We start from the raw sequence: 24,963 nt of genomic DNA, 5'->3' as shown, positions 1-24,963 counted from the left end.
AGCTTTCCCCCGCGCCCCGGTTCTGCCGGGGCGTTTTTTTGGAAGCCTCCGCAAGCCGGTTTTTCCTCGCCAAAAAAGCGCATGCCCGCTTGCGCGGGCATGGCGTGGAAAGGCATGGATGTGCCGCCGGCGTCAGCTTCTGCGCAATTGCAGCAGCTCGTGACACGCGCCCATGGTGTGGTAGTCCACCTTGCCGGCGGGGCTCTTCTCGTCGCTGTACTTGCGGTTGTCGCGGGTGAGGATGCGGTACCACGCGCCGTATTCGTGGTCGACGAAGTGCCGCCACGAATACGCCCACAACTTGTCGTGCCAGGTGGCGTAGCCGGCGTCGCCGGTGCGTGCGTGCAGCAGGGCGGCGGCGGCCAGCGATTCGGCCTGCACCCAGAAATACTTGTCGTCGTCGCACACGCTGCCGTCGGGCGCGAAGCCGTAGCACAGGCCGCCGTGCACCTCGTCCCAGGCATGCTTCACCGCAGTGTCGAACAGGTGGCGCGCGGTGGGCACGATCCAGTGCTCCTCGCGGTTGCGCTCCAGCAGCAGCGGCTCGAGGATCATCAGCAGCTTGGCCCACTCGGTCTGGTGGCCGGGCTGGAAGCCCCAGGGGCGGAACAGGTGCTTGGGGTTGTCGCGGTTGTAGTCCCAGTCGATGCGCCACCCGGTGTCGTAGTGTTCCCACACCAGGCCGTCGGCCTGCGCAGCCTGGCGGCGCGTCATATGGTCGGCGAGCGTGAGCGCGCGATCGAGGTAGCGCACCTCGTCGCTGGCCTGGTAGGCGGCGAGCATCGCCTCGCACATGTGCATGTTGGCGTTCTGGCCGCGGTAGCCGCTGAAGTTCCACTCGGCGTCGGCCTCGTCGCGGTACAGGCCGGCTTCGGCGTCCCAGAAGCGGCGTTCCAGCAGCTCCCAGGTCTCGTCCATCCACGCGGCGGCTTCGGCGACGCCGGCCTTGCGCGCGCTGGCGTAGGCCAGCAGCACGAAGGCGACGCCGTAGGCGTGGTTGGTGCGGTCTTCCGGCGCGCCGTCGCGGATCGTCCACGCGTAGCCGCCGCTCTGCGGATTGCGGTGCACTTCGCGCAGGTAGCGCAGGCCGTGGCGCATGGCATCGCGGTATTCGGCGGCGAGCCTGGCGTCGTCGGCGAACTCCAGCGCTGCCATCGCGTAGTTGAAGACGAAGCGCGTGCTGCTCACCAGGTGGCGGTGGCTGCGGTCGTAGATCGAGCCGTCGTCCTTGTAGTAGTGGAAGAAACCGCCGGCCGGATCGATCGCGCGCGGATGGTAGAACGCCATGCTGTCGGCGATGTGCCGGCACAGGAAGCCGGGCGAGTTGAAATCGGGCAGCGGCGTGGCGGGCAGTACGTGGGTCATGCGTGTCGGACTCAAGAGTGGGATGCCATGAAGGCGAGGACTTCGTCGGCGGTCGGCAGCGCGACGAACGAACCTTGCCGCGTCACCGCGATCGCGGCGGCGGCGGCGGCGTGGCGCAGCGTGGCGTGCAGGCGTGGCAGCGTGGCGACCAGCGCGTCGAGGTCGCCCGAGCCGATCCGCTGTTCGGCCAGTTGCTGCAGCAGGCCGCCCACGAAGGCGTCGCCCGCGGCGGTGCTGTCCACCATCGGCACGCGATAGGCAGGCAGCTCGCCCTCGGCGTCGGGATGGAACCAGCGCAGCGGGTTGGGGCCATCGGTGACCACCAGCAGGCGCGTGCGGCCTTGCCACAGGCGCTCCAGCACGGCGTCCTCGCCGTCCACCGCCAGCCACGCGAATTCCTCGGCGCTGAGCTTCACCAGGTCGGCGAGTTGCAGCGCGGGCCATACCTGCGCGCGCGCACCGGCATCCTGCGGCCACAGCGCGGGGCGCAGGTTGAGGTCGAAGCTCACCAGGGCGCCCGAGTCGCGTGCGCGGCGCATGCCTTCGCGGGTGGTTTCCGCCGCAGCGGGCTCCGTCATGCTGTTGGAGCAGACGTGGAACACCGCGGTGCCGTCGAACGCGTCGGCGCGGAAGTGTTCGGGGCGGAACAGCAGGTCGGCCGAAGGCGGGCGATAGAAGCTGAAGCTGCGGTCGCCGTGCGCGTCCAGCGCCACGAAGGCCAGCGCGGTGTTCGCCTCGCCGGTGCGCGCCACGTCGCGGGTGTCCACGCCGGCGTGCTTGAGGCTGTCGAGCAGGAAGTCGCCGAACAGGTCGTTGCCCAGCATGCCGGCGAAACGCGCCGCGCCGCCCAGCTTCGCCACCGCCACCGCCACGTTGGCGGGCGCGCCGCCGGCGAAGGGCACGAAGGCGCGCGGGTAGCCGTGCGGATCGCGGCCCTCGGCGTGGAAATCGATCAGCGCTTCGCCGAAGCAGAGTACGGAACGCATCGTGCGGGATACCTTTAGCTGGCGACGGCGTTGCGGATCTTCGATCCGTGCAGGCCGTAGAACAGGATGAAGGCGTAGCACAGCACCGGCAGCACGAAGGCGTGGTGCACGCCCAGATGGTCGGCCAGCACGCCTTGCAGCCAGGGGATCACCGCGCCGCCGACGATGGCCATGATGAGCAGGCTCGACGCCTTGTCGGTGAGCGGCCCCAGCCGCTCGATGCCCAGCGCGAAGATGGTGGGAAACATGATCGAGTTGAACAGGCCCACCGCGACGATGCTGTACATCGCCACGTGGCCCTCGCTCGCCATGCTGGTCAGCACCAGCAGCCCGGCGATGGCCGCGAACACCGCCAGCAGGCGGCGCGGGTTGAGCCATGCCAGCAGGAAGGTGCCGAGGAAGCGGCCGATCATCGCGCCGCTCCAGTAGAAGCTCACGTAGCGCGCAGCCTGCTGCTCGGTCATGCCGCCAATGTCCGGCTGGGCGATGTAGTTGATGAGGAAGCTGCCGATCGCCACCTCCGCGCCCACGTAGCAGAAGATCGCCGCCACGCCGTAGGCCACGTGCGGAACGCGCAGCGCGTCGCCCAGCGTGTGCTTGCGGCCATCCGCCTGCGCGCCGGCCTCGGCCAGCGGCGGCAGGCGGAACAGCGCCACGAACACCGCCAGCAGGAACAGCACGGCGGCCAGCACCAGGTACGGCATCTGCACCGAATGCGCCTGCTGCGCGCGGTAGGCCGCCTGCTGCACGGCAGGCAGCGCGGCGACCTGGTCGGCGCCCAGCATCACGCCGGAGAGGATCAGCAGGCCTCCCACCCATGGCGCCACCGCGGTGCCGAACGAGTTGAGCGTCTGCGCCAGCGTCAGCCGGCTGGAGCCGGTGCGCGCGGGGCCGAGCAGGGCCACGTAGGGATTGGCCGCCACCTGCAGCACGGTGATGCCGGTGGCCAGCACGAAGAACGCGAACAGGAACAGCGGATAGCTCTGCCATTGCGCCGCCGGCCAGAACAGCAGCGCGCCGATGCCCGCCACCGCCAGTCCCGCCACCATGCCGCGCTTGAAGCCCAGCCGTTCCACCAGCTTGCCGGCCGGCAGCGCCATCAGGAAGTACGCGCCGAAGAACACGAACTGCACCAGCATCGCCTGCTTGTAGTCGAGCGTGAAAAGCGCCTTCAGGTGCGGGATCAGGATGTCGTTGAGGCTGGTCAGCGCGCCCCACATGAAGAAGATCACCGAGCAGGCCATCATCGCCAGCGGGTAGTCGGTGTAGCGTCCGCTGTCGTTGCCCGTGCGGGCGGGTTGCGGAGGTGTGGTGGCGAAGGCCATGCGTTTCCCCTGTGGTGTGCTGTGTCAGGCTGCGGACGGCGGGCAACTGCTGCCGCGTACCACCAGTTGCACTGGCGCCACGGTGCGGTGCGGTTCGGCCTGCGGCTCGCGCAGGCGTTGCAGCAGCAGTTCGGCGGCCTGCCTGCCGCGCGCGCGCGGCGTGGAGGCCAGCGTGCTGAGCGGCGGCGCGCTCAGCGCGGCTTCGGCGATGTCGTCGAAACCGGTGACGGCGAAGTCGCGGCCGGGCTGGATGCCGCGCTGGTACAGGCCCAGCATCAGGCCCAGCGCCACCGCGTCGTTGTAGCAGACCGCCGCGGTGGGAGTGGGCGAATCGAAGAACAGCGCGCCGCACTGCGCCGCCGCGTCCACGCGGTTCGGCGCGCACTCGATGCGCCAGTGCGGCTCGATGGGCAGGCCGGCGGCCTTCATCGCCTCGACGTAGCCGGCGTGGCGCTGCTGGCAGGAGCTGGAGCCGGCGTGGCCGCCGAAGAAGGCGATGCGCTTCTGGCCCAGCGCGATCAGGTGCTCGGTGGCCAGCCGTGCGCCGCGCTGGTTGTCCAGCATCAACCGATCCCACGGCGCGTCGGGCGATGCCTTGCCGGCGAGTTCGCGGTTGAACAGCAGCAGCGGCGTGCGCATGCCGATGGTCTTGAGCACCTGGCCGGCGTCGCTGCCTTCCGCGGGCGAGAGGATCACGCCGGCCGGGTCGTGTTCCAGCAGCGAGGCCAGCACCTGCTGCTCGCGCGCGATGGATTCGCCGGTGCTGCCGAGCAGGGTGACGTAGCCGGCGCCGCCCAGCGCCTCGTCCACGCCGGTGGCAAACTCGGCGAAGAAGGGATTGGCCAGGTCGTTGAGCACCAGCGCGATGCTGGACGAGGTGCGCCGGCGCAGGTTGGCCGCGGCGCGGTTGTAGACGTAACCTTGGCGGCGCAGCTCTTCCTCGACGCGGGCGCGGGTGAGCTTGTTCACCAGCGGGCTGCCGCGCAACACCAGCGATACGGTGGCGCGCGACACGTCGCAGGCGGCGGCGATGTCGGTGAGGGTGATCTTGCGATTGGCGTGTGGTGCGCTGTCCATGTCCATGGCTCGCCTGTGGTCGCTTGGAACGATCAAAATGTAGCGCAAGCCTGACGCCTGTGGTTCCGCGATGCAACATGCAAGCACCGCCACCGGGATGCTAGCGTCCTCAGCTTGGAACGATTTAAATTTTTGCGGTCAGGCAGGGCTCCGTGATCGGCCACGATCGCGAGGATCCAATGGCCCGCCATCCATGGCCGGGCTTTCCACGAACCACGAAGAAGCAACGGGGCGACTCATGAAGCAGCGCGGCAGACAGGTTTGTTCGGCATTCGCGATGGCGGTTTCGCTGGCCTTGTTCTCCGGCGGCGCGGCAGCGGCGGGCAGCGGCAACGCGGCGGCGGTCGATCCGCGCATCGGCACCGGCGGCGACGGCCACACCTTTCCGGGCGCCACCGTGCCGTTCGGCATGATCCAGCTCTCGCCCGACACCGCGATGCCGGACTTCAAGCACGCCTACAAGTGGGCCGCGGGCTACCAGTACGGCGACCCCACCATCCTGGGCTTCTCGCACACGCACTTCTCCGGCTCCGGCCATTCGGATCTGGGCGACGTGCTGGTGATGCCGATCGCCGGCGACGTCAGGCTCGATCCGGGCGACGCGGACAAGCCGGGCAGCGGCTACCGCTCGCGCTTCAGCCATGCCAGCGAAGTGGAGCAGGCCGGCTACTACGCGGTGACCTTGAGCGACTACGGCATCCGCGCCGAGCTGACCGCCTCGGCGCGCATCGGCTGGCACCGCTACACCTTCCCGAAGGACAAGCCGGCGCACCTGCTGCTCGACCTGCGCCCCAGCATCTACGACTACCCCGGCAAGGTGCTGTGGTCGCGCCTGCGCGTGCGCGCCGACGGCACGGTCAGCGGCTGCCGCACCACGCGCGGCTGGGCGCCGGGGCGCGAACTGTGCTTCGCGCTGCGCTTCAACCAGACTATGGTCTCGCGCACGCTGTACGACCGCGAGACCGACGTGGCCTACAAGGGCTTCGTGGGCCCGGGCAACCAGCCCGAGGATCGCGACGCCGAGAACGGCCGCGCGCTGGAGGGCGTGTTCGACTTCGGCAAGCTGGACAAGCCGCTGCTGGTGAAGGTGGCGATCTCGCCGGTGAGCGAGGCCAACGCCATCGACAACCTCGACCGCGACGGCAAGGGCTGGGACTTCGACGCGCGCCGCGCCGACGCCACGGCCGCGTGGAACAAGGCGCTGTCCGCGATCGACGTGGACGGCACGCCGGCGCAGCGCACCGGCTTCTACACCTCGCTCTACCACGCCATGCTGTCGCCCACGCTGAGCATGGACGCCAACGGCGAATACCGCGGCCCCGACCACCAGGTGCACAAGGCCGACGGCTTCGATTTCTATTCCAGCTGGTCGCTGTGGGACGTGTACCGCGCGCAGCAGCCGCTGATGGTGCTGCTGCGGCCCGACCTCAGCACGCAGTTCGTGCGCTCGCTGCTCGCCGCCCAGCAGGCCAGCCCGTTCGGCATCCTGCCGGTGTGGGCGTACCAGGGCCTGGAAACGTGGTGCATGATCGGCTACCACGCGGTGCCCGTGATCGCCGACGCCTACGTCAAGGGCGTGCGCGGCTTCGACGCGGACAAGGCGCTGAAGGCGATGGTGGCCAGCGCCACCTACGGCCCCTACGGCGACCTGGCCGACTACATGAAGCTGGGCTACGTGCCCATCGACAAGGAGCCGGAAGCGGCTTCCAAGACGCTGGAATACGCCTACGACGACTGGTCGCTGGCGCAGATGGCCAAGGCGATGGGCAAGGCGAAGATCGCCGACGAATTCGGCAAGCGCGCGACCAACTGGCGCAACGCGTGGGATCCGCAGACCGGCTTCATGCGCGCCAAGCTCAGCAACGGCCAGTTCCGCACCCCGTTCGACCCCACCTTCGCCGGCTACGGTAGCGACTACACCGAGGGCAACGCCTGGCAGTACTCCTGGTACGTGCCGCAGGACGTGCCCGGGCTGATCGCGGCGATGGGCGGCGACGCGAAGTTCGTCGCCAAGCTGGACGAGGTGTTCGACGCCAAGGTCGACCCAGGCCACTTCAAGAACGTGGAGGACATCACCGGCCTGATCGGCTGGTACGCGCACGGCAACGAGCCCAGCCACCACATCGCCTACCTCTACGACTACGCTGGCGCGCCGTGGAAGACGCAGGCCAGGCTGAAACAGATCATGGACAGCCAGTACGGCGTCGCGCCCGACGGCCTCGCCGGCAACGACGACCTCGGCCAGATGTCGGCGTGGTACGTGTTCACCGCGCTGGGCTTCTACCCGGTCACGCCGGCCAGCGACACGTACGCCATCGGCCGGCCCTTCGTGCCGAAGGCGGTGCTGCACCTAGAGAACGGACACACCTTCACCGTCGTGGCCGAGCATCTCGACGGCGCGCACCCGTACGTCGGCGCGGTGCTGCTCGACGGCAAGCCGCTGGATCGCCCCTTCCTGCACCACGGCGAGATCCTTGCCGGCGGCGAACTGCGCTTCGTGATGCAGGCCGAGCCGAACCGACAGTGGGGCGCGGCGCAACTGGTGGCAACGGGCGCGCGGCGATAGGCCGCGTTCCCGCGGATCGTCGGCCGGGCTGGCCGCTGGCACAAAACCTGCGCAGAATAGGCGGGTGCCCGCGGGGGAGTCGGGCGCTTTCGAGCGGGAGTCGCCGATGTTGCCTGTCCGATGAAAGCCAAGGGTTTGCCGCGCTGGCGGCTCGCCGGCCTGCTGTTCGCGATGCTCGTCATCGTGGCGCTGCCGTATCTCGCCACGCGCGTGATGGCCGACGAGACGCAGCGGGTCAACAGCTGGCTCAACCAGACCAGCACGATCAAGGCGCTTGCCTACAACATCGCCTACCTGGTGCGCGACAGCGAGGCGGCGAGCTACCGCATCCTCGCCGGCGACGGCGACGCCGCCATCGAGCAGCGCGCCGGCAGCGCCAAGCGCCAGACGCCACCCCTGCTGGATCAGCTGCGCGCGCTGACCCGCGACAATCCCGACCAGCAGGCGCGCATTGGCGCGCTGGAAAGCGCGGTCAACGGCCGCGTCACCCTGATGGATCAGGCGATGGCCCGCCTGCGCAAGGGCGACGCCGAGGGCGCGCGGCAGTCGCTGCGCGACACCAGCGACCTGTTCCGCATGCACGCGCTGATCGACGGCATCGCGCAGTCCGCCGATCGCCTCGTCGGCGAACGCAGCCGCGAAGTCGAGCGGCAGATGTACCGCAGCCGGCTGCTGCTCGGGCTGATCGCGCTGGCGCAGCTGCTGCTGCTGATCGTGGTGGTGGCCACCTCGGAGCGGCAGATCGGCAAGCGCCAGCTGGCGGAAACCCGCGAAGGCCGCGCGGTGCTGCGCTCGCAGATGATCGTGCAGGCGGTGCGCGAACCCATCGCGCTGTTCGACGGGCAGCTGCGCAGCCTGCTGGTGAACGCCGCCTTCGCCGAGCTGTACGGGCTGGATCCCAAGCACCATCGCCCGTTGCCGCTGCCGCAGATCGGCAACGGCGCGTGGAGCGACGGCGCCTTGCTGCAGCGGCTCAACGACGTGCTGCTGCGCGACCGCGAGCTGTGGGACTACGAAGTCGTGCAGCACACGCCGGACGGCGTGGATCGCCACGTCGTCGTCAACGCGCGGCGCATCCAGCAGCAGGACAGCGACGCGCAGTCGCTGCTGCTCACGGTGAGCGACGTCACCGCGCGCGCGCTGGCCGAGCACAAGGTCAGCGAGCTGAACCACCAGCTGGAAGGCAAGGTGGCGCAGATCACCGACGTCAACCGCGAGCTGGAGGCCTTCAGCTATTCCGTCTCGCACGACCTGCGCGCGCCGCTGCGCCACATCGCCGGCTTCGCGCGCAAGCTGCGCCAGCACCTCGGCGAGCAGGTGGACGAAACCGGCAGCCACTACCTCGACGTGATCGGCAGCTCGGCGCAGCGCATGGGCCAGCTGATCGAGGATCTGCTGGTGTTCTCGCGCCTCGGCCGCGGCGCGTTGCGCCTGCAGCCGGTGGACATGCAGTCGCTGGCCGAGGAGGCGCGCGCCCTGTGCGCGGCCGAGGCGCCGGAGCGGCGCATCAGCTGGTCCATCGCGCCGCTGCCCATCGTGGTGGGCGACGAGAACATGCTGCGCACCGTGTGGCAGAACCTGATCGGCAACGCGGTGAAGTACACCGGCCAGCGCGAGCACGCGCACATCGCGGTGGACGTGCAGCGTGGCCGCAGCGGCGACTACGAGTTCAGCGTCAGCGACGACGGCGCCGGCTTCGACATGCAGTACGCCGACAAGCTGTTCGGCGTGTTCCAGCGCCTGCATCGCGCTTCGGATTTCCCCGGCAACGGCATCGGCCTGGCCAACGTGCGGCGCATCCTCGCCCGCCACGGCGGGCGCATCTGGGCCGTGGCCGAGCCGGAGCAGGGCGCGCGTTTCCACTTCACCTTGCCGGCACGGGATCTGTCCGGCACATCCACCGAGAGGCTTTCATGATGAACCGCCACATCCGCACCATCCTGCTGGTCGAAGACAGCATGGCCGACGCCGAAATGTCGCTGGACGCGCTGCGCGAGGCCAACCTCGCCAACCCCGTGGTGCACCTGCAGGACGGCGTGGAATGCATGGACTGGCTGCAATGCCGCGGCGCCTGGGCCACGCGCGAGCCGGGCAACCCGGCGGTGGTGCTGCTGGACATCAAGATGCCGCGCATGGACGGCCTGGAAGTGCTCAAGCGCATGCGCGCGGACGAGCGCCTGAAGCGCATCCCGGTGGTGATCCTTTCTTCTTCGCGCGAAGAAAGCGATCTCGCGCGCAGCTGGGATCTCGGCGTCAACGCCTACGTCATCAAGCCGGTGGACGTGGATCAGTTCTTCACCGCCGTGCGCACGCTGGGGCAGTTCTGGGCCGTGCTCAACCAGGCACCCGAATACGACTGAGGATTGCGGACGATGGAGTCATCCATGCACGGTTCGCACGGCAGCGATGCGCGCCCGATCAGGGTGCTGCTGGTGGAGGACGACCGCGAGGACGCCGAACTGGCGCTGGCCGAGCTCGCCGACGACGCGCTGGCGCACGAGGCGCGCGTGGTGGACGGCGAGGCGGCCTACCTCGCCGCGCTGCGCGAGTTCGCGCCCGACATCGTGCTGTCCGACCTAAGCCTGCCGGGCTTCTCCGGCCAGCGCGCGCTGGAGCTGCTGCGCCAGCGCGACGCGGAGCTGCCCTTCATTTTCGTCTCCGGCACGCTGGGCGAGGAGGCGGCCATCGCCGCGCTGCGCAACGGCGCCACCGACTACATCCTCAAGCAGAACCCGGCGCGCCTCGCCAGCGCCGTGCGCCGCGCGCTGGCCGAGGCCGCCGAGCACCGCGCCAGCCAGCGCGCCGAGGCCGGACTGATCCGTGCGCAACGCTTCGAGAGCCTGGCGATGCTGGCCGGCGGCCTCAGCCACGACCTGCGCAACCTGCTGCAGCCGCTGCTGCTGGCCGGCGAGAGCCTGCGCGAATACGACGACGACCCGCAGCTTGCGCGGCTGGGCGAACTGGTGCGCGGCTGCGGCAAGCGCGGGCTGGACATGGTGCAGTCCATGCTCTCCTTCGCGCGCGGCGCGCGACGCGCCGAGCAGGTGCGGCTGGGCGCGCTGATGGACGCATTGGGCCTGCTGCTGCAGGGCAGCGTGCCGCGCGCCATCCGCATGCAGATGGCCGTGGAGATGCCCGAACTCGAATTCGCCGGCAACCACACCGAGCTGCAGCAATGCCTGCTCAACCTCTGCCTCAACGCGATCCAGGCCATGCCGGGCGGCGGCGACCTGCGCATCGAGGCGGCGCAGCTGCGGCTGGACGCGGGTTTCTTCCAGCCCGGCGAGCAGGCGCACGCCGGCCGCTACTTGCGCCTCAGCGTGATCGACAACGGCCCCGGCATGGGCAGCGACGTGCTGGCGCGCCTGTTCGAGCCGTTCTTCACCACCAAGGAAAGCGGCACCGGCCTCGGCCTGCTGTCGTGCCGGCGCATCGTCGCCAGCCACGGCGGCGTGATGCGCGTGGACAGCGCGCCGGGCAAAGGCACCCGCTTCGACCTCTACATCCCTCTGCAGGAAGCCGCTGCCGACACGGCCGAAGCGGGCGACGACATCAACACGCTGGAAGGCGCCGGCGAATGCGTGCTGGTGGTGGCCGAGGCCGCCAGCGAACTCTCCCTGCTCAGCGACACGCTGGACGCCTGGGGCTACCGGGCCAGCGCCAGCCAGAGCGGTACCGCCGCGCTGCAGTGGATAGTCGAGCACGGCAAGCCCGACCTGGTGCTGATGGACGCCGACATGAACCTGTTCAGCGGCGAGCGCATGCTGGCCGCGCTGGCCGAGCAGGGCTACGACGGCGCCGTGGTGATGCTGGCGCGCCCCGACGCACCGCCGCAGCCCGCCGGACTGCCGCCCTTGCCGCGCTTGCACGTGCTCGACAAGCCGGTCACCACGCGCAAGCTGCTGCGCACACTACGTTTGGCGCTGGCCGGCGCGGCCGGCTGACGCACTTCAAAGCCCTCTCCCCTCCGGGGAGAGGGTTGGGTGAGGGGCCGGTGCTCGCGTGAGTGATTGCCTCTGGTGAGGCCCGGAAATGCTCTTGAAGCCTAACGCCGAAAATCAGCGGCACCGGTATGGTGTCCGTTGGATTGAGAGGTTAGCTTGCTAATGACGCGGATGTATCACCGATGAGCACTCGAAGTTCGCGCTCGAGTGCTGCCCGAGCCTCAGGTACCTGCTTCTTGAAATGATCCCAAGCTTGTTCCCATACCTCGAGCTTCTTGTCTTGCGCTGGCGGAGGAAGCGAAACATCGTTGTACTTAACGTATCCACCCATACGAACAATCTGCCACCGAGTGTCTTTGACTAGGGACTCAAGACTCTTGCACAAAGGGTCAGGTAGATAAATGCGGTGTTTGTCGAAGTAGCGATAGAAAGTGGCGATTGCATTTATTGCGGTGGAGTATTTTTCGATTTTAGTTGGTTCACCAGCCCACTCCATGGGCGACGCAAGGCTTTCTCCTTCCCAGAACGCCTCAACTAACAAGGCGTAAACTTTGGCTACAACCTTGGCGCGACGCTCTTGAAGCTTGCTGAAAGTAACTTGATGCTCCTGCGCCGCCAGCTGGAGTTGGTGGCGCAGACGATCGGCCGCTTCTTGCGCGTTGAGTGCTAAATCGGACTTGTGTTTTTCGATGTCGCGGGCGAGCGATGCGCCGACAAGCGATTTTGCTAACCACGCGAGAACCATCACTAATGCGGTATTGCCGCCGATGGCTAATAGGATTGACTGCCAAGTTTCCATAGCAAGCTAACGCGTAGTGAACCCCGAATCAGGGCATGTGCAAGCATGCTCCATCGCGACCATGGTTGCGTCAAGCGAGGAAATTCTCTGCGCTGGCAAAGGGCTCGCTGACGCCTTCAGCTGGCAGTCGCGGGCATGCTGGCGGGCATATCGCGTGAAACGGGGTGACATGTTTTATCGTCTCGAAAGTCCGGATATGCGTACCGTGGTGAAACGTCCGAGCGCTGCTTCTGGCGCGCAGGATGCTCGCTGCTTTTTCGGGGCCCCTGGGCGGCGGTGAGGCGGGGACGAGAAGGCCGCGCAGCGGGCGAGCCCATGGATGGGCTCGCCTTTTCGCGCGGACAGGAGTCCGCTCGAAAAGCCCGGCCCCGGCTCACGGACTTGCCGTCCATGGATGGACGGCAAGCGCCAACCGGGGTGTCGTTTCCTCTTGGCTACTTCTCCTTTGGACAAGCAAAGGAGAAGTAGCTCGGGCGCCGGCAGGCGCTCGAAACCGCTGTTGTTTCTAGCGCGGCGAGTAGAGGTTCGCATGTAGGGGCGGTGAGGCAAGGGTGGCCCCTCACCCAACCCTCTCCCCGGCGGGGAGAGGGCTGCAGGCGTCCTCAGTCGATGCCGAGTTTCTTCAGCTTGTAGCGCAGCGCGCGGAACGTGATGCCGAGCTTCTTCGCGGCAGCGGTCTTGTTGTAGCGCGATTCCTCCAGCGCCTTCACGATGGCGCTGCGTTCGAGGTTGCTGATGTAGTCGTCGAGGCCGCCGTCGGCGGAGGCGTGGGCCGGCGTGGGCGCCGCGGCATGAGTCGCCGGTTGGCCGGCGGCGGGTGCGGCCTCGGCGCGCGCCTGGCGCTGCGGCAGCATCAGGTCGAGGGCGTCGATGCGGTCGCCGTCGCACATCGCGGTGGCGCGTTCGAGGATGTTTTCCAGCTCGCGCACGTTGCCGGGGAAGTCGTAGCTTTCCAGCGCCTGCTGCGCCTCGGGCAGCAGGTGGCGTGGGGTGCTGCCGTCCTTGCGGGCGAGGCCCTGCAGGATGTGGCTGGCCAGCAGCGGCACGTCGCCGCGGCGCTCGCGCAGCGGCGGCACGCGCAGCTCGATCACGTTGATGCGGTAGAACAGATCCTGGCGGAACTGGCCCTGCTCGACCAGCGCGGCGAGGTTCTTGTGCGTGGCGGAGAGGATGCGCACGTCCACCGGCACCTCTTCGCGCGCGCCGATCGGGCGCACGGCCTTTTCCTGGATCGCGCGCAGCAATTTCACCTGCATGTGCAGCGGCAGCTCAGCTACCTCGTCGAGGAACAGCGTGCCGCCGTGCGCGGCCTGGAACAGGCCCTCCTTGTCGGCGCCGGCGCCGGTGAAGCTGCCTTTCTTGTGGCCGAAGAATTCGCTTTCCATCAGCTCGGAGGGGATGGCCCCGCAGTTCACCGGCACGAACGGGCCGCTGGCGCGCGGGCCCTGCTCGTGGATCAGGCGGGCGACCAGCTCCTTGCCCACGCCGGATTCGCCGGCGATGTACACCGGCGCCTGGTTGCGCGCGAGCTTGGCGATGGTGGCGCGCACCTGCTGCATGGCCTGCGAGTCGCCGACCAGTCGCTCGCCGGCGTTGCCGGCCTTCGCCGCGGCCTTGCCGCTGCGCCGTTCCTCGGCCAGTCGCAGCGCGGTGCGCACCAGCTGGCGCAGCATCTGGATGTCCACCGGCTTGGAGACGAAGTCGAACGCGCCGGCCTTCAGCGCGTTCACCGCGGCGTCCACGTTGCCGTAGGCGGTGATCATCGCCGCCGGCGTTTCCGGGTGGTTGGCCGAGATGTATTCGAGGATCTCGTGGCCGCTGCCGTCGGGCAGGCGCATGTCGGTGAAGCAGAGGTCGTAGCTGCGTTCGCCGAGCGCGCGGCGCGCCTCGGAAACCGTGCCCACCGCGTCCACCTGCAAGTCCATGCGTCCCAGCGTGATGGTGAGCAGTTCGCGGATGTCGCGCTCGTCGTCGATGACCAGAACGGTCTGTTGGCTCATGGTGCGTTCGGCAATGGCGGTGTTGCCTACGAGGATACTCGTGGCGCCGACGAGGGCAAAGCATTGCCCGCGTTCAGCGGGCCAGGCGGTGTTGGAAGAAATCGACGATGGCGGCGTAGGCCTGCTTCGACTCGGGCAACTGCGGGTCGGAGAAGAACGAGTGCCACATGCCTTCCCACACGCGCAACTCGGTGGGCACGCCCGCCTCGCGCAGCAGCTCGTTGCTGTGCACGACCGAGCTCATCGCCATGTCGCGCGTGCCGGTGATCAGCAGCGTGGGCGGGAACTTCGCCAGCAGCGCCGGCGACAGGCCGGGCTGCACCAGCGGGTCGCGCGGATCGGCGCCGCGGAAGTAGGGCAGCGCGGCGAGGCCGAGCGGATGCGCGGGCACGCCCTGGCCGTTGAGCAGCGGCGCGACGTAGGAGGAATCACCGCCCAGGTCGGTGAGCGCGCCGCAAAACATGCCGATCGCGCCAGGCACCGGCAGCTTGTCGTGGATGAAGCGCGCCACCGCCTCGCCGGTGAGGATGCCGCCGGCCGAGCAGCCGTAGATGCCGATCTCGGCCGGCTTGTGGGTTTTCAGCAGCGCGCGGTAGACCTTCTCCACGTCTGTGCTTGCGGCGGGGAAGGTGTATTCCGGCCCTTGCCGGTAGTCCACGGCGATCACCTCGATGCGGCCGATGCTGGCGACGGGAATCGACTCCACCAGCGCGCCGCTGTGCGCGCCCCACAGGAAGGCGCCGCCGTGCAGGTTGAGCAGCACGCGGCGGCGATTCTCCGGCGACACGCCTTGCGCGGGCCGCACCACGTCCACGCCGACGCCGGCGATGGTGTCGCGGCCGAGCTTCACGGGGTAGAGCTTTTCCATCAGCTTCGCGCGCTCGCTGTTCTGGCTGTCGTAGAACCTGCGGCTTGCGGCGATGGGGCCGCCGAGCGGCGACGCCTTGGCGCCGTAGGCGAGCATGCCCGGGAAGAACGCGCGCGCCTGCGGCGAGGCGAACGCGGAGTAGGGCACGCTGGCGGCGGGCGCGCTTACGCTGCCGTCGGCCTGCACGCCGGGCCTGGTGTCCTGCGCCATGGCGGCAGCGGCAAACAGACTGCCGCACAGCAGCGCCGAGACGAGGCGATGGAGGGGTTGGCGATGCATGGCGATTCCTCGCGCGCCGGTTGCGCTCTTGGTTGTTGCGAACGAATGCGTGCGACCGGCGGCGCTCATGGCGTGGCGGCCTTTCCGGCGGTGCCGTCGAGCAAGGCGCGCAGCTTGAGGTACACGCCGTTGGTCCAGCCGAAGCCGACCACGTTCTGCGTGTAGCCGGCGGTGATCTTCACGTCGGCGTTGCCGCTCGCCATGTTGTATTTCTCGCGGATGGTGCCGTCGTCGGCATAGCCGCGATCCACGGTGGCCGTGAACTCGGCGGCGATGCGCCGCGCGTCGGCGTCGAAGCCGTAGTCCGCCAGGCCCTTCACCGCCAGCCAGTTGGTCGGCGCCCAGCCGAAGGGGGCATCCCACTGCGCGCCGGTGGCGCGCGTGCTCATGGCCAGCCCGCCCGGCTTCTCGAACAGCGCCAGCTTGCCGCGCAGTGCCTGCGCCTGCGAGGCGGAGGCGGCGCCGGCCCACAGCGGGTAGAACATGCTGAGGTAGGGATCGCCGGAGGGCTTGCCGGCGACGAAGTCGTAGTCCATGTAGCGGCCCTGCGCGGGTTGCCACAGGTACTTATCCATTGCCGCCCTGCGCGCGTCCGCCGCCTGCTGCCAGCGCGCGGCGTCGGCGCTCTTGCCGAGCGCGGCGGCGAAGTCGTGCAGGTTGCGCTCGTAGCGGTAAAGCAGGCTGTTCAGGCCCACCGGCGCGTAGTGGTGGGTGGAGCCAGCGAACGGGCCGAAGTGGAAGTCGGTGTCGAAGCCCGACTCGCGCATCGCGCGGTCGCCGAGGTAGTAGTCGGCGGTGAGGCGGTAGCCGTCCACCCAGGCGTCGGCGCAGACCGGCGAGGCCGCGGTGTCGCAGCTCGCGGTCTTCAGCCGTGCTGCCTCAGCGGCGTCGGGGCGCCGCGAGGCCTTGATCAGGTAGCCGGGATCCTGCGCGCGATGTGCCAGCAGCCAGCGGATCACGCCCTGGTAGTAGCTGGCGTCGTGCGCTTCCAGCACCGGGCCGTGACCGTAGTCGAAGTAGCGCGCCAGGCCGGTGTCGCCGGCGCGATGCGCGGGGCGCGTCCACAGGTCGTGGTTGCGCACCGCCAGCGGGTAGGCCTTTGCCAGCCAGGCGCGCTTGTCGGCGTCGTCGCGGAAACTGGCGGGGTCGGCCAGTAGCGCGGCCATCATCGCGCCGAGGAAGGGCGGCTGCGAACGGCTGAGGTAGTAGCTGCGGTTGGCGTTGAGTACGCCGCCGTAGTGGCGCACCTCGAACAGCGCGTTGTCCACCATGTCGCGCGCCAGCGCCTCGTGGTGGTCGGCGAGCAGGCCCAGTTCGATGAAGTAGCTGTCCCAGCCGTACATCTCGTTGAAGAAGCCGCCGGGCACCACGTAGGGATGCGGCAGGTAGAGCAGGCCCTGCACCGGCAGCGTGGCGGGGTCGAAGCTGCCGAGTTCGCGGATGCTCTGCGGCAGCCGGCGCACTTCCACGTGGCAGGCCTTGGCGATGCGCGGCAGGTCGGCGGGCATCGGCAAGCGCTGTGGCAGGTAGACGGCGAGCTGCGTGTCGCCCGGCCCCTTGCCGAAGGCGGAGCAGTCGTCCATCCGGCGCGTGAGCGTGGGCCAGGCGTGGTGGATGTAGGCCAGCGTTTTCGCGGCGTCGGGCGCGGCTGCGGCGGCCAGCGGTGCGGACGACAGCGCGAGCAGCAGGACGGCGAGGCGGGTGCGGAGTTTCATGGCGTGGTGTCCCCGGTGGGAGGGAGGGCGGTCATCGACAGGTCGGTCTTGCCGCCGGGCTGGCGCCGCACGGTTACGTCGTAGCGCTTGCCGCGGAAGGCGATGTTCTTCAGCGTCAGCGCCGTCCAGTGCGCGGGCAGCAGCGGCGGGTAGGCCGGCACCAGTCCCTGCGATTCGATGCGCAGGCCGGTGAAGCCGTACAGGATGTTCTGCAGCATGCCGGCGCCGGCGGTGAGGAAGTAGCCGGTGTTGTTGGTGGCGGTCTCGGTGCGCACGTCGAACGGCGGCTTCACCACGCGCGCCTTGAGGTTGCGCTCGAACCACCTGTCGGCATCCGCGGCGTTGCCGGCGGTGGCCGCGGCGATCGACAGCGGGGCGAGGCCCATGCTGTTCGGGTCGCGGCTGGAATGCTCGATCGGGCTCAGCGCGTAGGCGTAGTCGCGGCGGCGCACGGCCTCGCCCATCGGCAGATCCAGCGAGGGCAGCGCGAGCATCGGCAGCGAGCTGCCGCCCCAGGTGTCGCGGTCGTGCGGCACGGACGGATCGAAGTCGAGGTGGTGGCCGTCCTTGTCCGAGAACGGCAGGTACAGGCCGTCCGCGACCTCGGCCCAGCGCGGATCGGGCGCCGCGCCGAGCACGGCGGCGGCCGCGTCGGCGATGCGCAGCGCCTTGCGTGCCACGGCGTTGGTGAAGGTGTCGTTCGGCACGTCGCTGTAGTCCTCGTCCACCGAGGCGACGTGGACGATTTCCCAGCGGTGATGCGCGGCGTTCCAGCTGGCGCGGCTGGCCCAGAAGTCGGCCACGGCGCGGATCACCGGCCAGCCGTGCCGCCGCAGCCAGTCCTTGTCGCCGCTGGCGAGCCAGTACTGCCATTGCGCGATGGCGACGTCGCCGTCGACGTGGATCTCGCGCTCGTCGAGTACCTGGGCCGAATGCGGCGTCTGCGAGCTGCCGTCCTCGGGATCGGCCTCCCACGGGTACATCGCGCCGCGCAGGCCGCGCGCGCGGGCACGCGCCTCGGCCGCGGGCAGCGTGCGGGCGCGGAACGCCACCAGCGACTTCGCGCGTTGCGGATGCAGCAGGAGCAGGGCCGGGAACACCCAGGTGTCGCTGTCCCAGAACACGTGCCCCGCATAGCCCGGCGTCATGCCGCAGGCGCCGGTGGCCCACGCGGTGCCGGGCGCCACGTTGGACAGCAGGTAGTAGAGGTCGGCATGCACGATGCGCTGCGCGGCGGGGTCGCCGTCGATCGCCACGTCGGACTTCCACAGCGCATGCCAGGCATCCCGCTGTGCGCCCAGCAGCGCGTCGAAGCCGCGTTCGCGCGCCTGCGTGGCCAGCGCGAGGTCGGCCCGCGCATCGCCGCCCCAGCCTTCACGCGAGACGGCGACGAACTTGGCGAAGCGGTAGGCGTGATCCTTGCGCACGTCCACCACCACGTCGAGCGCGAGGCGCAGGCCGTCGCGCACCAGCTTGGCCGACACGGGGCGCATGTCCCGCGGCAGCGACACGGCCACGGCTTCGGCCATCGTCGAGCCGTTCGCGGCGCGGCCGTCCAGCCACAGCGCGAGCCGCGCGGCATCGCCGTCGTGGGCCAGCACTTCGGTGGTGCCGGGATACCACAGCGCGGCGCGATCCGGCGTGGCGGGCGCGACGGGCTGCAGCTTCAGGTGATGCTTGTCCAGTTCCTCGTGCATCTGCGCATCGGTGATGCGGGCCAGCGCGAAGCGCGGCCGGTGCGGCGCCCAGCCGTCCAGCGCGAAGGACAGTTCCACGCGGCCGTCGAAGTGCGGCGTGAGGGTGAGCCGGCTGCCGGCGAGGTGCGGCGACGCCTGGCTCACCAGCGAGAGGACTTTGACATCGGTGCTGCGCTGGCCGTCGCGGTAGGCATAGCGCGTGGCCAGCGTGCCGTCGTGCATGTCCAGGGTCTGCGCGTAGTCCTGGAAATGCGCGGCGTCCAGCGGCGCGGCGTCGAGCCAGGCGCCGCCGACGGCGCGGTAGTCGATGCCGCTCCACGCAGGCACCACGGCGGGGCGCGCCATGTCGCCGGGCGTGCGATCCATGAAGGCGGCGAGGTAGGCCGGCGCATCCTCGGTGCCGCGCGGCGCGGTCAGCGTGGCGGCGTAGCCGTTGCCCAGCTGGCCGGGGAAATAATCGGCCCAGTCCGTGGCGCTGGCCTGCAACACGAAGCCGGCATCGCCGGTCGCCGCGAAAGCGGGCGGCATCGCCAGCACGGACAGGATCGCGGCGAGGGCTGCACGTTTCATGCGGAGGCTCCCGGCACGGCGTCGAAGGCCACCGTGAGGCGCGCGCGGTCGCTGCGGAACGGTACGGTGCCGTGCCAGACGTAGGAGGGGAACAGCACCAGCAGGCCGGGCGCGGGGCGCACCACGTGCTGCGCGTGCAGCGGCGGCGCGGTGACGATGCCGGGTTCGCTGAAGGCGAGGCAGCCGTCCGGTGTGGCCGCTTCCGCCATGCCGTCGGGCAGGTCGATGTAGCAGGCCGAGGAGATCCAGCCGCGCGGATGCACGTGGCTGGCGTGGAAGCCCGCGTCGCGCAGCCGCACCGACCAGCTGCCGTTGAAGCGGTACGTGCCGCGGTTGCGCCGGCGCAGCGCGTCGTCGCCGTGGCCGATGTGCGCGAGGTAGTCGCGGATCGGCGCATCGAAGGCCTGGAACAGCGCGCGGATCACCGGGTCATCGTGGCGCGCGAGATCCTCGGTGGTCTCGGTGCCGTGGCGCAGCGACTGGAACAGCAGCGGATGGCCCTGCGGGTCGTGCAATTTTTCCAGGCTGCGCCTGAGGTCGGCGAGGAAGGCGTCGAGGTTCGGCCAGCCTTGCGGCGTTTGCAGGCGGTATGGCTTCACCAGGTGCGCGTAGTCGCAGTACGCGTCGTGGCGCGCGTCGCCGAGCAGCCGCCAGGCGGTGGTCTGCAAGGCGATCAGGTACTGGTCGTCGGGCGCGCCGGCGAGCAGGGCCTCGCAATGGATCAAGGCCTGTGGTGCGTCGCCGGTGCCGAGCAGGGCGGCCGCGAGCAGGTTGCGCGCGGCCGTGGTGGGCGCGCGTCGCAGCGCGCGTTCCGCCAGCGCGCGTGCGACGGCCGGGTCGAACTCCAGCGCGGCCAGTCCCGCGCGTATCAACAGCGCAGGCGAGGCCTGCGGGCGCGCGGCCGATTCGGCGAGGCAGGCCCAGGCGCCGCGCGCATCGCCGGCGCCTTGCAGGATCGCGGACTTGGCGGCGAGCAGGGGCTCGTCGTGCGGGAAGCGGCGCAGGGCGTCGTCGAGCGTCGCAGTCGCCTGCGCGAGGTCGCCGCTGCGCATCCACACCAGCCGTGCGAGATGGTCGTGCGCTTCGACGTGGTGCGGCTCCCGTTGCAGGCCGTCGCGCAGCGCCGCCTCGGCGCGCGCGAATTCGCGCAGTGCGACCAGGCTGCGTGCATGGGTGAAGCAGGCGGCCGCCGTCGGCCCGCCGTGCGCCAGCGCGCGACCGGCGTGGCGCTCGGCCTCGGCGTGCCTGCCGCAGGCGGCCAGCGCGATGGCCAGGGCGTGTTCGGCCAGCGGATTGCCGGGCGCGGCTTCCGCTGCGCGGCGGTAGCGATCCACCGCTTCGTCAGCGCGGCCCAGCGCGGCCAGCGCCGCCACGTGCTGCGCAGCGAGTTCGGCATCGGCCGGCCCGGCGGCGCACAGCGGCGCGAGCAGGGCCAGCGCCTCGGCCGGGCGCTGGCGCTCGTTGCAATGCCGCGCCAGGCGCAGCGCGGCCTGCGGCAGCTTCGTGGCCGCACGGCGCAGCAGCGGTTCGGCCTCATCGTCGCGACCGTTGTTGAGCAGCAGCTCGCCCAGCGTGGCGAGCGTGGGCGCCCAGTTCGGATCGAGCGCGAGCGCACGGCGCAGCAGCGCCTCGGCGCCTTCCGCGTCGCCGAAGCCCAGGCGCAGGGCGCCGAGCAGGCGCAGCGCCTCCACGTTGTCCGGGTGTTCCGCGACGATGGCCTGCAAGCGCTCGTGCGCGTGGCGCAGGTCGCCGGTTTGCAGCAGCGCGCCGACCTGGCGCATGGATTCGAGCAGCGTGGGCGAGGAGGTGGGCATCAGCTTGCGTGTGACCGGTCGCAAGGCCCCGCCGTTTGCCCTGAGCGTAGCGCCGAAGGCACGAAGTCGAAGGGCAGGTACCAAGGTAGGCACTTCGACTTCGCCGCTGCGCGGCTACGCTCAGTGCGAACGGTGGGGGATGCGTCAGGGTTCATTGTGCATGCGTGGCCTGTCGTCGGGCATGGACGTTCGCCCTGAGCGTAGCGTCGAAGACGCGAAGTCGAAGGGGGCAGGGCGGGCACTTCGACTTCCTCGCTCCTCAAAGCGCGAGCATCCATGGCCGCTCCCCGCGTCGCCGCTGCGCTCAGTGTGAACGGTAGGGGATGCGTCAGAGTTCATGGCGCACCAGCTTCGCCTTGCCTGCCGCGTCGCGCTCCACGCGGATGTCGTAGCGCTTGCCGCGGAAGCTCACGCCCTTCAGCGTGAGCGATTTCCAGCCGGGCGGCAGCACCGGCGCGTAGGCCGGGTCGAGTCCCTTGCCGTCGATGCGCAGGCCGGTGAGGCCGTAGACCAGGCTCTGGATGTAGCCGGCCGAGGTGGCGAGGATGTAGCCGGCGTTGTTGGCCACCGTTTCGGTGCGCACGTTGAACGGCGGCTTGAGGAAGCCCACGAGGTTGCGCTGCAGCCAATCGCCGGCGGCCTTGCCGTCGCCGAGCTCGGATTCGCCCACGGCCAGCATCACCATCATCATCTCGTTGGGATCGTCGCCGTGCGTCTTCAGCTCGTGCAGCTGGAAGTCGAAGTCGTTGCGGCGCACCTGCGGCGACATCGGCAGGTCGAGGTTGGGATACATCAGCCAGGCCAGCGAAGAGCCCATCCAGGTGATCTTGTCGTGCGGCACCGAGGGGTCGAAGTCGTAGTGGCGCTGCGCCGCCGCGTCGAACGGGATGTACATCTTGTCGGCGATGCGCGACCACTGCGGATCGGGCGTGGCGCCGACCTGCTTCGCCGCCTTGACGGCGATGCGCAGCGCCTTCTGCGCGGCGGCGTTGGTGAACGAGTCGTTGGGCACGTCGTTGTAGGCCTCGTCGGGCGAGGTGACGTGCAGGATCTCGTAGCGGTCGTGCGCCTTGTCGTAACTGACGCGGCTGGCCCAGAACTCGGCGATGCCGCGGATCACCGGCCAGCCGTACTGCTTCAGCCAGTCCCGGTCGCCGCTGGCCAGCCAGTATTGCCACTGCGCGATGGCGATGTCGGCGTTGACGTGGATCTCGCGGTACACGTCGTAGGCGAAGTGCGGCGTGTTGTCGATGCCGGTCTGCGGGTCGGCTTCCCACGGATACATCAGCCCCTTGGCGCCGTACTGCTTCGCGCGCGCCAGCGCGGGCTGCATGGTGCGGTGGCGGAACATCACGATGGGCTTGGCGCGCTCGGGGTGCAGCAGCAGCAGCGCGGGGAACACCCACGAGTCGCTGTCCCAGAACGCGTGGCCGGCGTAGTTGGGGGTGAGCGCGCAGGCGCCCATCGGCCACGCCGTGCCGGTGGTGGTATTGGACAGCAGGTAGTACAGGTCGGAATGCACGGCCTTCTGCACCTGCGGGTCGCCGTCCACCACGATGTCGGATTGCCAGAGTCGGTGCCACGCGTCGCGATGGCGCGCGAGCAGCGCGTCGAAGCCGGCGGCGCGCGCCTGGGTGGCGAGCGCGAGGTCGGCCTTGGCATCGCCGCCCCAGCCTTCGCGCGAGAGGGCGACGTACTTGGTGAAGGCGTAGGTATGGCCTTGCTCGACGTGCACCACGAGGTCGAGCGACAGCTTGTAGGGACTCTTCGACACCGTGGCGCTCTTCACCGCGATGCCGGGCGGCAGTTCCAGCGCGGCGGCCTCGGCCATCGCCAGGCCCTGCTCGGCGCGGCCGTCCAGCCACAGCGTGAGCGTCTTCGCGTCGCCGTCGTCCGACAGCACCTGGGTGTAGCCGGGGTACCACACCGGCGCGCGGTCGGGCGTGGGCACCGGCTTGTTGTCGAGGTTCTGCCCGCTGGCGATCACCGCGGCGATCATCTGGTCGCCGCTCATGCTGCCGATCGGGAAGCGCGGCTGGTGTTCCGACCACAGCCGGATCGGGAAGCTGAGCTGCACGTCGCCGCTGAACTTCGGCGTGACGGTGAAGCGCACCGCGGCGAGGTGCGGATCGGCTTCGCTGACGAAGCTCTGCACCTCCACGCCGGTGGACTTGTTCGCGTAGTCGAAGTCGTAGCGCGTGGTGAGCGTGGCGTCGTGCATGTCCAGCGTCTGCGCGTAGCCGGCGAAGATCTTCGCGTCCAGCCGCGTGGCATTGAGCCAGCCGCCGCCGGGGTTGTAGTCGACCTCGTTCCAGTCGGGGATCGCCGCGGGACGGGCGATGTCGCCCTTGGCGTAGTCCATGAACGCGACCATGTAGCCGCGGTTCGGCTCGGTGCCGCGCGGCGAGGTCATCACCGAGAAATAGCCGTTCGCCAGGTAGCTGGGGAAGTAGCTGCCGAAGTTGTCGCTGGTGCCGGTGAGCAGGAAGCCGGGATCGGTGGCCGCCATCGCGGGGGCGGCGAACAGGGCGGCGAGGGCCAGGCAGGCGAGTCGGCTTTTCATGCGGGCTCCGGCGATGGTTGGCGGTTCATTTGGCCGCCATGCCGACGGCGGCGGTGGCGGCGGGATTCGCGCGATCCGTCTCGCGCTTGAAGAAGAACAGCGCCAGCAGCACCAGCGCCATCGGCAGCAGCGAGAAGTAGAACGCGGCGATGCCGTCGAAGCGGGCGAACACGATGGCGGTGATGCGCGAGCCCAGCGTGCCGCCCAGTGCGGAGAAGATCACGATCAGGCCGGTCATCGCCGCATGCGAGGGCTTGGGCAGCGAGCTGAGCACCACCGAGTTGATCACCGGGTAGATCGGCGCCATCAGCAGGCCCACCAGCGGGAACAGCCAGGCCGCGACGGGCGCGTTGCGCCAGCCGGCCACGGTGCCGGGTTCGATGCCGCGCGCCAGCGGCAGGCTTACCATCACGATGGCCGCCATGCCGACCACGCAGAGGTTGAGCAGGGTGTACCAGTGCATGCGCCGCAGCGCCTGGCCCGCGCCCAGCCGCCCCAGCGCGATGGCGCCGGGCAGGATGCTGGCCAGCTGGATGCTCATCGCGTTCGGCAGCTTCAGGATCTCGTTGTTGAAGGTGGGCAGCCAGGTGGAGAAGCTCTGCTCGATCAGCACGTAGAGGAAGGCCGAGATCAGGAACACGTAGACCAGCGGCCGCGCGAACAGCCTCAGCATTTCGACCAGCGAACCTTTCATCGTTGTGGTGCGCGCGTTGTGCGCCGCCGACTCGTCCATGCGCGAGCCGGCGAGCAGGACGATCGTCGCCACGCACAGCGCGGCCAGCACCCAGTACACGTTTAGCCACACCAGGTCGGCCGGCGCGGCGCGGTCGATGAAGGCGCTGAACAGCCAGTTGCCGGCCAGCACGCCGAGCATGAAGATGCCCTCGATGGTCGAGGTGAGGCGGCCGTGCGCCGCGCGGTCGGCGGTGAGCAGGCCGATCGAGGAATACACGCCGACCTTGGCCAGCGCGAACGAGATGCCGACGCAGGTGAACAGCACCTCGGTGGTGCGGAAGCCCGGCCACAGCGGCATCAGCGCGCAGGCGGCGCCGAGCAGCGCCAGCGCCAGGATCATCGCGCGCCGGTAGCCGATCAGCGGCAGGAAGGAGGCCACGCCGAAGGAGACCACGGCGATGGTGAGATCCTTGAACAGTTCGAGCAGGCTGGCTTCGGTCTTGCCCACGCCGAAGCTGGCGATGGATTGCAGGATCACCGTGCCCACGCTGTTGAGCAGGATCGCGAAGACCACGTAGGTCAGCGCGAGCGCGGCGATCATGCGGAAACGGTTCATGCGCACCTCGTGCTGGCAAGCCTTGCGGAAAAAGACGGCCCGAACCGCCATCGCGCCATCCGGGCCGGAACGCGGGGAGAACGTTAGCTCATGCGAAATCGCGG

16 protein-coding genes are annotated in these 24,963 nt (G+C 69.5%); 4 read left to right on the top strand and 12 right to left on the bottom strand.

Annotation, left to right across the window (positions count from 1 at the left end; translation table 11 throughout):
• Positions 1–132 precede the first annotated feature (132 nt).
• The 4 genes from ACZ5Z2_RS14155 to ACZ5Z2_RS14140 form a co-directional block, all read right to left on the bottom strand.
• Complete coding sequence (locus tag ACZ5Z2_RS14155; protein ID WP_464759241.1) at positions 133–1,365, bottom strand: AGE family epimerase/isomerase; 1,233 nt, start codon at positions 1,363–1,365, stop codon at positions 133–135.
• A gap of 11 nt (positions 1,366–1,376) precedes the next feature.
• Positions 1,377–2,351: a carbohydrate kinase family protein gene (locus ACZ5Z2_RS14150; protein ID WP_464759240.1), complete on the bottom strand. Its 975-nt coding sequence runs from the start codon at positions 2,349–2,351 to the stop codon at positions 1,377–1,379.
• 14 nt (positions 2,352–2,365) lie between these two features.
• Complete coding sequence (fucP, locus tag ACZ5Z2_RS14145) at positions 2,366–3,598, bottom strand: L-fucose:H+ symporter permease (RefSeq protein ID WP_464761715.1); 1,233 nt, start codon at positions 3,596–3,598, stop codon at positions 2,366–2,368.
• A 102-nt stretch (positions 3,599–3,700) separates the two neighbouring features.
• Positions 3,701–4,759, bottom strand: a complete 1,059-nt coding sequence (locus tag ACZ5Z2_RS14140; RefSeq protein WP_464759238.1) for a LacI family DNA-binding transcriptional regulator — start codon at positions 4,757–4,759, stop codon at positions 3,701–3,703.
• A gap of 271 nt (positions 4,760–5,030) precedes the next feature.
• Between ACZ5Z2_RS14140 and ACZ5Z2_RS14135 the strand changes: the two genes are divergently transcribed.
• The 4 genes from ACZ5Z2_RS14135 (at position 5,031) to ACZ5Z2_RS14120 (ending at position 11,263) form a co-directional block, all read left to right on the top strand.
• Positions 5,031–7,319, top strand: a complete 2,289-nt coding sequence (locus tag ACZ5Z2_RS14135; protein WP_464759237.1) for a GH92 family glycosyl hydrolase — start codon at positions 5,031–5,033, stop codon at positions 7,317–7,319.
• A gap of 120 nt (positions 7,320–7,439) precedes the next feature.
• Positions 7,440–9,236 (top strand): ATP-binding protein, encoded by a 1,797-nt coding sequence (locus ACZ5Z2_RS14130; protein ID WP_464759236.1) that lies wholly within the window; start codon positions 7,440–7,442, stop codon positions 9,234–9,236.
• Positions 9,233–9,679: a response regulator gene (locus tag ACZ5Z2_RS14125; protein WP_464759235.1), complete on the top strand. Its 447-nt coding sequence runs from the start codon at positions 9,233–9,235 to the stop codon at positions 9,677–9,679. The genes ACZ5Z2_RS14130 and ACZ5Z2_RS14125 overlap by 4 nt, the downstream gene beginning before the upstream one ends.
• 24 nt (positions 9,680–9,703) lie before the next feature.
• The gene (locus ACZ5Z2_RS14120; RefSeq protein ID WP_464759234.1) at positions 9,704–11,263 is read left to right on the top strand and encodes a sensor histidine kinase; all 1,560 of its coding nucleotides are present in this window, start codon (positions 9,704–9,706) and stop codon (positions 11,261–11,263) included.
• A 151-nt stretch (positions 11,264–11,414) separates the two neighbouring features.
• Here ACZ5Z2_RS14120 and ACZ5Z2_RS14115 read toward each other — a convergent pair whose 3' ends face one another.
• The 8 genes from ACZ5Z2_RS14115 to ACZ5Z2_RS14080 form a co-directional block, all read right to left on the bottom strand.
• The gene (locus ACZ5Z2_RS14115; protein ID WP_464759233.1) at positions 11,415–12,062 is read right to left on the bottom strand and encodes a hypothetical protein; all 648 of its coding nucleotides are present in this window, start codon (positions 12,060–12,062) and stop codon (positions 11,415–11,417) included.
• Positions 12,063–12,664: 602 nt separating this feature from the next.
• On the bottom strand, positions 12,665–14,062 hold the full coding sequence (locus tag ACZ5Z2_RS14110) for a sigma-54-dependent transcriptional regulator (protein WP_464759232.1): 1,398 nt from the start codon (positions 14,060–14,062) through the stop codon (positions 12,665–12,667).
• 73 nt (positions 14,063–14,135) lie between these two features.
• Complete coding sequence (locus tag ACZ5Z2_RS14105; RefSeq protein WP_464759231.1) at positions 14,136–15,209, bottom strand: alpha/beta hydrolase; 1,074 nt, start codon at positions 15,207–15,209, stop codon at positions 14,136–14,138.
• Between the two features lie 65 nt (positions 15,210–15,274).
• Entirely contained in the window at positions 15,275–16,924 is a 1,650-nt protein-coding gene (locus ACZ5Z2_RS14100; RefSeq protein ID WP_464759230.1) for a trehalase family glycosidase, read from the bottom strand.
• Entirely contained in the window at positions 16,921–19,191 is a 2,271-nt protein-coding gene (locus ACZ5Z2_RS14095; protein ID WP_464759229.1) for a glycoside hydrolase family 65 protein, read from the bottom strand. The genes ACZ5Z2_RS14100 and ACZ5Z2_RS14095 overlap by 4 nt, the downstream gene beginning before the upstream one ends.
• Positions 19,188–21,005, bottom strand: a complete 1,818-nt coding sequence (locus ACZ5Z2_RS14090; RefSeq protein WP_464759228.1) for a tetratricopeptide repeat protein — start codon at positions 21,003–21,005, stop codon at positions 19,188–19,190. The genes ACZ5Z2_RS14095 and ACZ5Z2_RS14090 overlap by 4 nt, the downstream gene beginning before the upstream one ends.
• A gap of 328 nt (positions 21,006–21,333) precedes the next feature.
• Positions 21,334–23,568, bottom strand: a complete 2,235-nt coding sequence (locus tag ACZ5Z2_RS14085; RefSeq protein ID WP_464759227.1) for a glycosyl hydrolase family 95 catalytic domain-containing protein — start codon at positions 23,566–23,568, stop codon at positions 21,334–21,336.
• Positions 23,569–23,593: 25 nt separating this feature from the next.
• Complete coding sequence (locus ACZ5Z2_RS14080; RefSeq protein WP_464759226.1) at positions 23,594–24,859, bottom strand: MFS transporter; 1,266 nt, start codon at positions 24,857–24,859, stop codon at positions 23,594–23,596.
• Between the last annotated feature and the right edge of the window lie 104 nt (positions 24,860–24,963).

It is taken from the genome of Rhodanobacter sp. G1, assembly GCF_055397855.1.
The sequence above is the reverse complement of the archived record's forward strand: the minus strand, read 5'-3'. Positions and strand labels throughout refer to the sequence as shown.

Coding starts and splice junctions, on each gene's coding strand:
- ACZ5Z2_RS14155 (WP_464759241.1), bottom strand. CDS start 1,365: ATGACCCACGTACTGCCCGCCACGCCGCTGCCCGATTTCAACTCGCCC.
- ACZ5Z2_RS14150 (WP_464759240.1), bottom strand. CDS start 2,351: ATGCGTTCCGTACTCTGCTTCGGCGAAGCGCTGATCGATTTCCACGCC.
- fucP (WP_464761715.1), bottom strand. CDS start 3,598: ATGATGGCCTGCTCGGTGATCTTCTTCATGTGGGGCGCGCTGACCAGC.
- ACZ5Z2_RS14140 (WP_464759238.1), bottom strand. CDS start 4,759: ATGGACATGGACAGCGCACCACACGCCAATCGCAAGATCACCCTCACC.
- ACZ5Z2_RS14135 (WP_464759237.1), top strand. CDS start 5,031: ATGGCGGTTTCGCTGGCCTTGTTCTCCGGCGGCGCGGCAGCGGCGGGC.
- ACZ5Z2_RS14130 (WP_464759236.1), top strand. CDS start 7,440: ATGAAAGCCAAGGGTTTGCCGCGCTGGCGGCTCGCCGGCCTGCTGTTC.
- ACZ5Z2_RS14125 (WP_464759235.1), top strand. CDS start 9,233: ATGATGAACCGCCACATCCGCACCATCCTGCTGGTCGAAGACAGCATG.
- ACZ5Z2_RS14120 (WP_464759234.1), top strand. CDS start 9,704: ATGCACGGTTCGCACGGCAGCGATGCGCGCCCGATCAGGGTGCTGCTG.
- ACZ5Z2_RS14115 (WP_464759233.1), bottom strand. CDS start 12,062: ATGGAAACTTGGCAGTCAATCCTATTAGCCATCGGCGGCAATACCGCA.
- ACZ5Z2_RS14110 (WP_464759232.1), bottom strand. CDS start 14,062: ATGAGCCAACAGACCGTTCTGGTCATCGACGACGAGCGCGACATCCGC.
- ACZ5Z2_RS14105 (WP_464759231.1), bottom strand. CDS start 15,209: ATGCATCGCCAACCCCTCCATCGCCTCGTCTCGGCGCTGCTGTGCGGC.
- ACZ5Z2_RS14100 (WP_464759230.1), bottom strand. CDS start 16,924: ATGAAACTCCGCACCCGCCTCGCCGTCCTGCTGCTCGCGCTGTCGTCC.
- ACZ5Z2_RS14095 (WP_464759229.1), bottom strand. CDS start 19,191: ATGAAACGTGCAGCCCTCGCCGCGATCCTGTCCGTGCTGGCGATGCCG.
- ACZ5Z2_RS14090 (WP_464759228.1), bottom strand. CDS start 21,005: ATGCCCACCTCCTCGCCCACGCTGCTCGAATCCATGCGCCAGGTCGGC.
- ACZ5Z2_RS14085 (WP_464759227.1), bottom strand. CDS start 23,568: ATGAAAAGCCGACTCGCCTGCCTGGCCCTCGCCGCCCTGTTCGCCGCC.
- ACZ5Z2_RS14080 (WP_464759226.1), bottom strand. CDS start 24,859: ATGAACCGTTTCCGCATGATCGCCGCGCTCGCGCTGACCTACGTGGTC.